This is a genomic window from Salipiger sp. (genome assembly GCF_059781815.1).
Genome location: NZ_JBYNAH010000180.1, coordinates 1 through 11353, shown reverse-complemented (window position 1 = coordinate 11353; position 11353 = coordinate 1). Strand labels below are relative to the sequence as shown.

Annotated in this window: 15 protein-coding genes; all 15 read right to left on the bottom strand. The window is 67.1% G+C overall.

Features of this window, described 5'->3' with window-relative positions; translation table 11 throughout:
• The coding region (locus tag AC6RA4_RS18360; RefSeq protein WP_500162824.1) for a NuoI/complex I 23 kDa subunit family protein at positions 1 to 238 on the bottom strand (238 nt) is incomplete at its 3' end.
• A gap of 8 nt (positions 239 to 246) precedes the next feature.
• The gene (nuoH, locus tag AC6RA4_RS18355) at positions 247 to 1284 is read right to left on the bottom strand and encodes an NADH-quinone oxidoreductase subunit NuoH (protein WP_500162823.1); all 1038 of its coding nucleotides are present in this window, start codon (positions 1282 to 1284) and stop codon (positions 247 to 249) included.
• Between the two features lie 10 nt (positions 1285 to 1294).
• A complete protein-coding gene (locus AC6RA4_RS18350) occupies positions 1295 to 1690 on the bottom strand; it encodes a YNQ4 family lipoprotein (protein ID WP_500162821.1) in 396 nt (131 codons plus the stop codon).
• Positions 1691 to 1692: 2 nt separating this feature from the next.
• On the bottom strand, positions 1693 to 3693 hold the full coding sequence (nuoG, locus tag AC6RA4_RS18345) for an NADH-quinone oxidoreductase subunit NuoG (protein ID WP_500162820.1): 2001 nt from the start codon (positions 3691 to 3693) through the stop codon (positions 1693 to 1695).
• Positions 3694 to 3789: 96 nt separating this feature from the next.
• Positions 3790 to 4203, bottom strand: coding sequence for a DUF5333 domain-containing protein (locus AC6RA4_RS18340; protein WP_500162818.1), 414 nt, complete (start codon positions 4201 to 4203; stop codon positions 3790 to 3792).
• Positions 4204 to 4331: 128 nt separating this feature from the next.
• Positions 4332 to 4685, bottom strand: coding sequence for a hypothetical protein (locus AC6RA4_RS18335; protein WP_500162816.1), 354 nt, complete (start codon positions 4683 to 4685; stop codon positions 4332 to 4334).
• A gap of 8 nt (positions 4686 to 4693) precedes the next feature.
• Positions 4694 to 5134, bottom strand: a complete 441-nt coding sequence (locus AC6RA4_RS18330; protein ID WP_500162814.1) for a DUF5333 family protein — start codon at positions 5132 to 5134, stop codon at positions 4694 to 4696.
• 2 nt (positions 5135 to 5136) lie between these two features.
• Positions 5137 to 6432, bottom strand: a complete 1296-nt coding sequence (gene nuoF / locus AC6RA4_RS18325) for an NADH-quinone oxidoreductase subunit NuoF (protein WP_500162812.1) — start codon at positions 6430 to 6432, stop codon at positions 5137 to 5139.
• A gap of 4 nt (positions 6433 to 6436) precedes the next feature.
• A complete protein-coding gene (locus tag AC6RA4_RS18320) occupies positions 6437 to 6655 on the bottom strand; it encodes a DUF5337 domain-containing protein (protein ID WP_500162810.1) in 219 nt (72 codons plus the stop codon).
• A 119-nt stretch (positions 6656 to 6774) separates the two neighbouring features.
• Positions 6775 to 7536: a helix-hairpin-helix domain-containing protein gene (locus AC6RA4_RS18315; RefSeq protein ID WP_500162809.1), complete on the bottom strand. Its 762-nt coding sequence runs from the start codon at positions 7534 to 7536 to the stop codon at positions 6775 to 6777.
• Between the two features lie 35 nt (positions 7537 to 7571).
• On the bottom strand, positions 7572 to 8720 hold the full coding sequence (gene nuoE, locus AC6RA4_RS18310) for an NADH-quinone oxidoreductase subunit NuoE (protein ID WP_500162808.1): 1149 nt from the start codon (positions 8718 to 8720) through the stop codon (positions 7572 to 7574).
• Between the two features lie 83 nt (positions 8721 to 8803).
• Positions 8804 to 9139, bottom strand: coding sequence for a hypothetical protein (locus AC6RA4_RS18305; protein ID WP_500162806.1), 336 nt, complete (start codon positions 9137 to 9139; stop codon positions 8804 to 8806).
• 106 nt (positions 9140 to 9245) lie between these two features.
• Positions 9246 to 10475, bottom strand: a complete 1230-nt coding sequence (locus tag AC6RA4_RS18300) for an NADH-quinone oxidoreductase subunit D (protein WP_500162827.1) — start codon at positions 10473 to 10475, stop codon at positions 9246 to 9248.
• A gap of 76 nt (positions 10476 to 10551) precedes the next feature.
• The gene (locus AC6RA4_RS18295) at positions 10552 to 11157 is read right to left on the bottom strand and encodes an NADH-quinone oxidoreductase subunit C (RefSeq protein ID WP_500162805.1); all 606 of its coding nucleotides are present in this window, start codon (positions 11155 to 11157) and stop codon (positions 10552 to 10554) included.
• A 19-nt stretch (positions 11158 to 11176) separates the two neighbouring features.
• Positions 11177 to 11353: NADH-quinone oxidoreductase subunit B family protein (locus AC6RA4_RS18290; RefSeq protein WP_500162826.1), on the bottom strand; the 177-nt coding region annotated here is incomplete at its 5' end.

Genomic DNA, 11353 nt, shown 5'->3' with positions numbered 1-11353 from the left:
TGGCCTGCGCCGGGCAGATCGCCTCGCAGAGCTTGCAGGCGATGCAGCGCTCTTCCCCGTTGGGGTAGCGGCGCAGCGCGTGCTCGCCGCGGAAGCGGGGCGAGAGCGGGCCCTTCTCGTGCGGATAGTTGAGCGTGGGCTTGGGCGCGAAGAAGTATTTCAACCCGAGCTGGAAGCCCTTGATGAAATCCGCCAGCAGGAAATATTTCGCGGCGCGGCCGTAATCGATCTGAGTCATGAGCTAGCTTAACCTCCCGTGGTCCAGCGGGCGAAGATGCCCCAGAACCAGCCGAACTTGGCGGCAAAGGACACGAAAACCACCCACACGAGGCTGAACGGAAGGAACACCTTCCAGCCGAGCCGCATGAGCTGGTCGTAGCGATAGCGGGGCGTGATCGCCTTCACCATCGCGAAGATGAAGAAGAAGAAGGCCATCTTGCCAACCATCCACAGCGCGCCGTCGGGCAGGCCCGGGATCGGCGACAGCCAGCCGCCGAAGAACAGCAGCGAGGTCAGCGCGCACATCAGGAAGATGGCGATGTATTCGCCGGCCATGAACAGCAGGAAGGGCGTGGCCGAGTATTCCACCTGGTAGCCGGCGACGAGCTCGGATTCCGCTTCCGGCAGGTCGAAGGGCGGGCGGTTGGTCTCGGCCAGCGCCGAGATGAAGAACAGGAAGACCATCGGGAAATGCGGCAGCCAGTACCAGCCGAAGAAGCCCCAGCCGGTATCCTGTGCCTCGACGATATGGCCGAAATTCATCGAGCCGGTCGAGATGATCACGCCGATGATGATCAGGCCGATCGAGACCTCGTAGGAGATCATCTGCGCCGCGGAGCGCAGCGAGCCCAGGAACGGGTATTTCGAGTTCGATGCCCAGCCGCCCATGATCACGCCGTAGACCTCGAGCGAGGATATCGCGAAGACGTAAAGGATGGCGACGTTGATGTCCGAGAGCACCCAGCCGTCCGAGAACGGGATCACCGCCCAGGCGATCATCGACATGACGAAGGAAATCATCGGGGCCAGCATGAACACGGCCTTGTCGGAGCCGGCGGGAATCACCACCTCCTTGACGACGTATTTGAGCGCGTCGGCCACCGATTGCAGGATACCGAAGGTCCCCACGACGTTCGGCCCGCGCCGCATCTGGACCGCGGCCCAGATCTTGCGGTCGCCGTAGACGAGGAACAGCAACGAGATCATCACGAAGGCCAGCACGGCGACGCACTGGGCAAGGATGATCACGAAGGTTCCGAATGGGGTTGAGAAGAAGTCTGCCATCAAGTGTCCCTCACACCATCGGTATTTCGTTCTCGGCGCAGGCTGATGCGACGACTTCGGCGTCGATTGTCTTCAGCCCCGCGGGCAGCGCCGCCGAGATCGTGTAAACAGCATCTCCGCGCCAGAGGCCACCCTCTTGCGCGACATTCGTGCGCAGATGCCGCGCAAATCCGTAGCCGCGGATCAGCGCGTACTGCGCCGCGGCGCAACGGGCGTAATCCTCGACATCCGCCGCATCGCGGGCGCCGCGCATCTGCACGAAGAAATTCACCAGATCGCCATCCAGCAGCCGCGTCTCCACCCCCTCGTAGGCCGGCACGAACGGCGCGTCGGGCTCCGACGCCGTCTCGGCGCAGGAGGCCAGCGCCGTCAGCGCGAAGCAGGAGAGGGAGAGACGCGCCCGCATGGTCATTCGGCGGCGAGCGGCTGGTCGCGGCGGGCCTTGGCGTTGGCCGAAAGCTCGGCCATCAGCACGCTCGCCCGCGCGATCGGGTTGGTCAGGTAGAAATCCTTGACCGCGTAGCGGAACGACGCATCGCCCAGCGAGCCCGGCTCGGTGCTGGCCCAGGTGTTGCCCGGCACCTCGTCGATCTGCGCCAGGTGCGGCACCTCGGCCACCAGCTTCTGACGCAGCTGCGGCAGGCTGTCCCACGGCAGGGTGGCGCCCAGCTCGGCGGAAAGCGCGCGCAGGATCGCCCAGTTCTCCTTGGCCTCGCCCGGCGGGAAGCAGGCGCGCATCGCGAGCTGCGGACGCCCTTCGGTGTTGACGAAGAGGCCGTTTTCCTCGGTATAGGCCGCGCCCGGCAGGATCACGTCGGCGCGGTGCGCGCCGCGGTCGCCATGGCTGCCCTGGTAGATCACCAGCGGGCCCTCGGCGATCTCGACCTCGTCGGCGCCGAGGTTCCAGATCACGTCGGCGCCGTCGATCGCCGCCGCCATGCCGCCTTCGGTCACGGCATTCACGTCGAGCGCGCCGACGCGGGCAGCAGCGGTGTGAAGCACCATGAACTTGGCGGAGGCCGCCTCGGCCAGCTTCATCGCGGTCGAGAGCACCGCGGCGCCATCGGCCTCCTGCAGCGCGCCCTGCCCGACGATGACCACCGCGCCCTCGCCCGCTTCCGCGGCGGAGAGCGCCGCGCGGTCGGCGCCGAGATGCTCGTAGTCATAGGTCAGGTCCACCGGCTCGCCGATGAGCTTCACGGTGGCGCCATGCAGCCAGGCCTTGCGGATGCGGGCGTTGAGCACCGGCGCTTCCTGCGCCGGGTTGGCGCCGACGAGGATGACTTCGCGGGCATAATCCAGGTCTTCGATCAGCGCGTTGCCGACATAGGCCGAGCGGTTGCCGGCGGGCAGCTTGGCGCCATCGGTGCGGCATTCGACCGAGCCGCCCTGCCCCTCGATCAGGGTCTTGAGCGAGAACGCCGCCTCGACCGAAGCCAGATCGCCAACGAGGCCCACCGGCTTCTTGGCACCCTTCAGCGCCTCGGCGACCTTGGTAAGCGCCTCGGGCCAGCTGGCCGGGCGCAGCTTGCCGTTGTCGCGGATATAGGGCTTGTCGAGGCGCTGGCGGCGCAGGCCGTCCCAGACGAAGCGGGTCTTGTCCGAGATCCACTCCTCGTTCACGCCGTCATGGTTGCGCGGCAGGAAGCGCATCACTTCGCGGCCCTTGGTGTCAACCCGGATGTTGGAGCCGAGCGCATCCATCACGTCGATGCTCTCGGTCTTGGTCAGCTCCCAGGGGCGGGCGGTGAAGGCGTAGGGTTTCGAGACCAGCGCGCCCACCGGGCAGAGGTCGATGATGTTGCCCTGCAGGTTCGAGTCGAGCGTCTGGTTGAGGTAGCTGGTGATCTCCGCATCCTCGCCGCGCCCGGTCTGGCCCATCTGGGAGATGCCCGCCACCTCGGTGGTGAAGCGCACGCAGCGGGTGCAGGAGATGCAGCGGGTCATGTGGGTCTCGACCAGCGGGCCGAGATCGAGATCGTCGACCGCGCGCTTGGGCTCGCGGAAGCGCGAGAAATCGACGCCATAGGCCATCGCCTGGTCCTGAAGGTCGCATTCGCCGCCCTGGTCGCAGATCGGGCAATCGAGCGGGTGGTTGATGAGCAGAAACTCCATCACCCCCTCGCGCGCCTTCTTGACCATCGGCGAGTTGGTCTTGACCACCGGCGGCTGGCCCTCGGGCCCGGGGCGCAGATCGCGCACCTGCATGGCGCAGGAGGCCGCCGGTTTCGGCGGGCCGCCCACCACCTCGACAAGACACATGCGGCAATTGCCGGCGATCGACAGGCGCTCGTGGTAGCAAAAGCGCGGGATCTCGATCCCGGCCTGCTCGCAGGCCTGGATCAGCGTCATGGCCGGATCGACCTCCAGCTCTTTCCCGTCGATGATGATCTTGCGCAGGTCACTCATTGGCATCTTCCCAGACAGAATTTTGGCTCGGCACGGCGCAAAGGCCGCCCGCGGCTCCGGCAAGGAGCGTCGTGGCGTTCTCTGCGCCGCGCCGCATCACCGGGCCCTCAGGAGCGCGCCGATCTGCGAGCCCCTGCTGATTTCTTCGCGGCCGACGCGGCAATAGCCGGCTTCCTGGCCCAGCGTCACGCCGCGGGCCTCCAGCCATGCCTCGCCCTCGGCGCGCATCTTCTTCTTCTCTTGCTTCGAGGTCACGTAATCCTCGATCTCGTCCTCGCTGTAGCCCAGCGAGCGCGCCCGCGACTTGAGCCTTGCGAGATAGGCGTAGGCGGTGATCATCCGCGCGTCGATGCTGCCGCAGACATTGCGGATCTCGTCGGCGATGCCAACCGCCAGCAGGCCGTCATGGATCTCCTTGACCTGACCCAGCGGCGCCTTGGCGGTGGCGGCGGCAGGCAGGCTCGCGAGCGCGGTCGCGCCGGCCAGAAGAAGCGTCTTGATGATGCGCATGTCAGTCCTCCGATGCGTGCTTTCGGAGCGCGCGAGCGGGCGCACTCCTCCACGTACCGAGGTGGGGACCGCAGCTTGCGTTATGCAATAACATGCGCGGCAAGCCGCTGATATGACGGCAAACCCTCTCACTCCGCGCAACGCCCCCGGAAGGTGACCTTGTTGTCGGTCAGCAAAAGCTGCTCGCGCGGGGTTTCGGGGCCGACCTGCCAGTCGATGTCGGAGGTGCCAAGATACTCGATGCAGTACTTGATACCCTCGTATTCGGCGCCGCCGATGGCGCCGTCGAGCGAGGCGCTGGCGGGACCGGCGGTCGAGACAAAGCTGGCGCGGTCGCCCTTCACCGCCTTGACCTTGCCCGAGAAGGTGACGCCGCCGTAGTTGTAATCGTTCTTGATGCTGCCGCATCCGGCGACGGCCAGGGCCGTCAGCGCCAGCGCCGCAATGGTCCCGATGCTGTTCCGCTTGCTCACCTTGCCCATCCCGTCCTTCACAGTCTCGTCAGCACCTGGCCCACATCGGAGCCTTCGGCGATCTCGGCCTCGCCCACGGCGCAAAGGCTGGCCGGCGCCTCGACCGAGCCGCCGCGCGACGCGAGATAGCGCGTGACCTCGGCAGTGGTGCCGTTGAAGTCATGCGATGCGAATACCGCGTCGAGCGCCGCGCGATCCTCGCCCGCCGCCACCATCTCTTCGGTGGCGCGGTGCACCGCCCCGCCATAGGGCGACGGCGCCATGTAGATCCCCTGCCCGTAGCAGGCATCGGCGATGCGCTCGGCCACCAGCAGCGTCACCACGCGACGCTCCCAGCGCGCCTCGAGCGAACCGCCCGCGGGCAGCGCCGAGCCGCTGCTCGTCGCCGTGCCGGAGGCACAGCCCGACAGCAGCAGCGCCGCAAGGGGCGCGAGGAGATATGGAGCGCGCAACGTCATGCTCACTCTGCCGCCATCGCGCCCATGCGGCCGGTCTTCTTGGCCTTGATGCGGTCCTCGATCTCCTCGCGGAAATGCCGGATCAGGCCCTGGATCGGCCAAGCCGCCGCGTCGCCGAGCGCGCAGATGGTGTGGCCCTCGACCTGCTTGGTCACGTCGAGCAGCATGTCGATCTCCTCGACCTCCGCCTCGCCGCGCACCAAGCGGTCCATCACGCGCATCATCCAGCCGGTGCCCTCGCGGCAGGGCGTGCACTGGCCGCAGCTTTCGTGCTTGAAGAATTTCGCCAGCCGCCAGACCGCCTTCACCACGTCGGTGTTCTGGTCCATCACGATCATGCAGCCGGTGCCGAAGCTCGACTTGTTCTCGCGCATCCAGTCGAAATCGAAGATCGCATCCTCGAGCTTGTCCTTCGGCAGCACCGGGCAGGACGCGCCGCCGGGAATGATGGCCTTGAGGTTGTCCCAGCCGCCGCGGATGCCGCCGCCGTGCTTCTCGATGATCTCGCGCACCGAGAGCGACATCTCTTCCTCGAAGACGCAGGGTGTGTTGACGTGGCCGGTGAGCCCCATGAGCTTGGTGCCGGAGTTGTTCTTGCGCCCGAAGCCCGAGAACCAGCTCGCCCCGCGGCGCAGGATGGTCGGCACGACGGCGATGGACTCGACGTTGTTCACCGTGGTCGGGCAGCCGTAGAGGCCCGCGCCCGCCGGGAACGGCGGCTTCATCCGCGGCATGCCCTTCTTGCCCTCGAGGCTTTCCAGCAGCGAGGTCTCCTCGCCGCAGATATAGGCGCCGGCGCCGTGGTGCAGGTAGAGGTCGAAATCCCAGCCGGTGCCGCAGGCGTTCTTGCCGATCATGCCGGCGTCATAGGCCTCGTCGATAGCCGCCTGCAGCGCCTCGCGCTCGCGGATGTATTCGCCGCGGATGTAGATGTAGGAGGTGTGCGCGCCCATGGCGAAGCTGGCGATCAGCGCGCCCTCGATCAGCGTGTGCGGATCGTGGCGCATGATCTCGCGGTCCTTGCAGGTCGCGGGCTCGGATTCGTCGGCGTTGATCACCAGGTAGGACGGGCGGCCGTCGCTCTCCTTGGGCATGAAGGACCATTTGAGGCCGGTCGGGAAGCCCGCCCCGCCGCGGCCGCGCAGGCCCGAGGCCTTCATCTCGTCGATGATCCAGTCGCGGCCCTTGCCGATGATCCCGGCGGTCCCGTCCCAGTGGCCACGCTTCTTCGCACCCTGCAGCGTGCGGTCATGCATGCCGTAGAGATTGGTGAAAATGCGGTCCTCGTCCTTCAGCATCGCATCAGTCCTTGTTCTGCTGGCGCGCGCGCCAGAGCCCGTAAATCATCCAGATCGCCGTCCCGAACCCGGCGATCGCCGCCAGGTCGAAGAAGGCGCGTGTGCGCTGGGACCATCCCAGCGCCTCGCCGGCCAGCATGGCGGCGATCCAGGCCAGCCCGGTGCCGGCGATCACGAGCGCGATGATGCGCCCCTGCCGGTTTTGGCGGTCCCGATCGGTCATGCCTTGGCCCTTCCCTTGGCCCAGAGAGCTAAGCGGCGCGCCCATCGCGCCGCGGCCCGTCTTTTCGTTTCGTCATGCCCCGGCCCATCGCGGCCCGGGGCGGGTGGTGTTTCGCGGCCTCAGTAGACCTCGCCCTTGTCGACGCGGGTCGAGAACTCGGTCTCGCCCCCGGCTGCAAGAACCTTGGCCTGCCCGATCCAGTCATCGCGCGACACACGGCCGCGGAAGCCCTTGAGGTTGTCGTCCATCCACGCCACCTCGGCGGCGCTCCAGCCGGCGATCTGGTCGAAATGGTAGATCCCCAGCTCGTGCAGCAGCGCCTCGAGCTTGGGGCCAACGCCCTTGATCTCCTTCAGGTCATCGGCACCGCTGTCGCGCGGGGCCGAGAGGGCCTCGGGCTGGCTGCCCTCGCCTTCCGGCGCATGCGGCGCGGCCTCGGCCTCGCCTTCGTATTTCCAGGCGCCCTTGCGCGCGGCGAGCTCGGCCTGACCGGCGAGCGGCTTGCTCGGCTTGATCAGCGGCTCGTCAGATGCCCCGGACGGCGCGGCTTTGGGGGCGGTCTCCTCGGACGCAGGCGCATCCTCCTCGACCTTGGCCGGCGCTTCGGCGGCCTTCTCTGCCGGCGCGGGCGCTGCCGCGGGTTGCGGTTCTGCCGCAGGCGCGGGCGCAGTGGTCTTGCGGGCGCCGAGCTTCGGCACCGGGGCGCAGGCCAGCCAGACGAACAGGCTTCCCAGCAGCGCCGCCGCCAGGATCCCGAGCAGGATCGCCGCGACGATCCCCTTGTGAGCCCCGAGCGCAAACAGCGCCACGAAGACCCCGATTACCGCAGCCGCGATCCAGCAATTGCGCTTGCAGGTCCCGTTCGTTGCCATGTCCGTCATTCCAGTCCTCCCCTAAAAGGTCGTGTGGGTTCGCGTCAGTCCTCGTAGACGCCACCCTTCTTAACACGACCGGAGAATTCCGTCTCTCCACCGGAGGATAGGACTTTCGCCTGATCCACCCAGCCATCCCGGGTCACCCGGCCCTTGAAGCCCTGCAGGTTCGCATCGACCCACGCGACCTCGTCCTCGGACCAGTTGGCGATCTGGTCGAAATGGTAGAAGCCGAGGCTGTGGCACAGCTCTTCGAGCTTCGGCCCGACGCCCTTGATCATCTTCAGATCGTCGGCGCCGCCCTCGCGCGGGGCCTCGAGCGCCTCGGGGCGGGTGCCGACATCGGCCTCCTCGACCGGGCTTTCGACCCTGGCGGCGGGTTCGACCGGCGCTTCGCGCTTGTCGACGCCGGTGTCGTCCGCCGGAACGCCTTCGGCCAGCTTCGGCGCGTGGGTGTCGGGCTCGGCATCGCCCTTCTCGTCCGAGCGGTCGCGCCACGGGGTGCGCAGCGGCACCTCGGTGCCGTCGATGCGCTTGACCGTGTCGCCGATGGTCGTGGCGAGCTCGACCGAGGCGTTGTACTCCGCGCGGCCCTCGACATGCTCGGTCAGCACCACCGGACCGCCCTTGGGCTCGGAGGCATAGCGGCCATTCTGCGGACCCGGCACCGGCACCTTGCCGGCGGCCAGCTCGTCGAGAATCTCGGCCAGGCGCTCGGCGGTGAGATCCTCGTAGTAATCCTTGCCGATCTGCGCCATCGGCGCGTTGGCACAGGAGCCCAGGCACTCGACCTCTTCCCAGGAGAACTTGCCGTCGGCGGAGACCTCGTGCGCCTTGCCGGCGATCTTGTCCTTGCAGACGCCGATCAGGTCCTCGGCGCCGCAGATCATGCAGGTGGTGGTGCCGCAAATCTGGATATGCGCAACGGAACCAACCGGTTGCAGCTGGAACATGAAGTAGAAGGTCGCGACCTCGAGGACCCGGATATAGGCCATGTCGAGTATCTCGGCCACGGCCTCGATCGCCGGGCGGGTCAGCCAGCCCTCTTGTTCCTGCGCCCGCCACAGCAGCGGGATCACTGCGCTGGCCTGACGACCGGCGGGATACTTGCTGATCTGCCCCTCGGCCCAGGCCATGTTGGCTTGGGTGAAGGCGAAACTCTCGGGCTGGTCGGGATGAAGGCGGCGAAGCATCAGTCGGATGGCCTCTTGTTCAGGGTGTCTCTACCGGCGCCGGGCGCTCGGGAAGGATATGGCGGCGGAGCCGGTCACCGGTCTCAGCCGGCGCTTGCCGGCGCGGGCGCAGCCTCGGCCACGGGCGCTTCGGCGGCAGCCGTGCAGGCGCCGGTGGTCAGGCGGAAGCCGCCGACATCGGTGGCCTCGCCCGCCCCCGCCGCGATGCGGTAATTGGCGACCTGCTGGACCTGCTCGCGGCTCAGCCCGGTCTGCAGCTCGACCGGCAGGTAGTCGGATTCGTAATCGAGGTTGCAGCCGATCGAGGCCACGGCCTCGTCAAAGGCCCGCAGCTGCGCGTCGTCGATGCCCTTGGGAGGCAGCGCGAGGCAGCCGGCGGTGGCGATGAGCGGCAGCAGCAGCCAGCTTTTCTTCAGCATCTCGTTCCCTCGTCCTTTGTCCTTGTTGCGGCCCCCGGAGCGTGCCCCCGTCAAAGCCGGTCGGCCGGGCGCCAATCGCGCCCCGCCCGTCATTCCAGGTGCCGCCTCAGCGGTCGACCTCGCCGAACACGATGTCGAGCGAGCCGAGGATCGCCGCCACGTCGGCCAGCTGGTGGCCGCGGCAGAGGTGATCCATCGACTGCAGGTGCAGGAAGCCCGGGGCGCGCAGTTTGGCGCGGTAGGGCTTGTTGCTGCCATCGGCCACGAGATAGACGCCGAACTCGCCCTTGGGCGCCTCGACGCAGGCATAGACCTCGCCCTCGGGCACGTGGAAGCCCTCAGTGTAGAGCTTGAAGTGGTGGATGAGCGCCTCCATCGAGGTCTTCATCTCGGAGCGCTTCGGCGGGGTGATCTTGCCGCGCGCCAGAACGTCGCCCTGGTTTTCCGGCAGGCGCAGCTTCTCGATCGCCTGCTTCATGATCTTCACGCTCTCGCGCATCTCGGCCATGCGGCAGAGGTAGCGGTCGTAGCAATCGCCGTTCTTGCCGACGGGGATCTGGAACTCGAACTCGTCATAGCACTCGTAGGGTTGCGCGCGGCGCAGGTCCCAGGCGAGGCCCGAGCCGCGCACCATCACGCCCGAGAAGCCGAATTGCTGGATCTCGTCCTCGGTCACCACGCCGATATCGGCGTTGCGCTGCTTGAAGATCCGGTTCTCGGTCAACAGGTCGTCGATATCCTGCAGCCGGGCCGGAAACTCCTCGCACCAGGTGTCGATGTCGTCGATCAGCGCCGGGGGAAGATCCTGATGCACACCGCCGGGGCGGAAATAGGCCGCGTGCAGGCGCGCCCCGCAGGCGCGCTCGTAGAAGATCATCAGCTTCTCGCGCTCTTCGAAGCCCCAGAGCGGCGGCGTCAGCGCGCCCACGTCCATGGCCTGCGTGGTCACGTTCAGCAGGTGGTTCAGAATGCGGCCGATCTCGCAGTAGAGCACCCGGATGAGCTGCGCGCGGCGCGGCACCTCGACGCCGGTGAGGCGCTCGATGGCGAGGCACCAGGCGTGCTCCTGGTTCATCGTGCCGACATAGTCGAGCCGGTCGAAATAGGGCAGGTTCTGCAGGTAGGTCCGGCTCTCCATCAGCTTCTCGGTGCCGCGGTGCAGCAGGCCGATATGCGGATCGCAACGCTCGACGATCTCGCCGTCGAGCTCGAGCACCAGGCGCAGCACGCCGTGCGCCGCCGGGTGTTGCGGCCCGAAGTTGATGTTGAAGTTGCGGATCTTCTGCTCGCCCGACAGCGCGTCGGTGCTGCCGTCGTCGAATTTCGAGCCGTCCATCATTGCAGCGCTCCTCTCATCGCGGGGGCGGTAAGATTTTTCGTCCGAAAAATCTTGGCCTCGAACGTTGCACGCATCATTTCGCCTCTGCCTTCTCGTCGCCGGGCAGCACGTATTGCGCGCCTTCCCACGGCGACATGAAGTCGAACTGGCGGTATTCCTGCACCAGGCTCACCGGCTCGTAGACCACGCGCTTGAGCTCTTCGTCGTAGCGCACCTCGACATAGCCCGTGGTCGGGAAATCCTTGCGCAGCGGATGACCGCGGAAGCCGTAGTCGGTGAGGATGCGGCGCAGGTCCGGATGGCCCGAGAAGATGATGCCGAACATGTCGAACACCTCGCGCTCGAACCAGTCGGCGCTGGCGTGGGTTCCGGTGATCGACGGCACCACCTCGTCCTCGCGCACGGCGACGCGCAGGCGGATGCGCTGGTTCTGGTACATCGACAGGAAGTGATAGACCACGTCGAAGCGCTTGGGGCGTTCGGGATGATCCACCGCGGTGATGTCGACCAGGGTCGAGAACCGGCAGGACGGATCGGTCTTGAGGAACTCCACGAAGCCCGGGATGTTGGCCGGGGTCACGTCGACCGTTAGCTCGCCGAAGGCCACCGCCCAGCCGAGCACGCAGTCGGGGCGCCGCAGTTCGAGATGGCCGCCGAGTTCTTTCAGTGCTTGCGTCATGTCTCTCTCCCCGCCTCGCCTATCGCACGATCGTGCCGGTGCGGCGGATCTTCTTCTGCAGCGCCATCAGGCCGTAGAGCAGCGCCTCTGCGGTCGGCGGGCAGCCGGGCACGTAGACGTCGACCGGAACGATGCGATCGCAGCCGCGCACCACCGAGTAGCTGTAGTGGTAGTAGCCGCCGCCATTGGCGCAGGA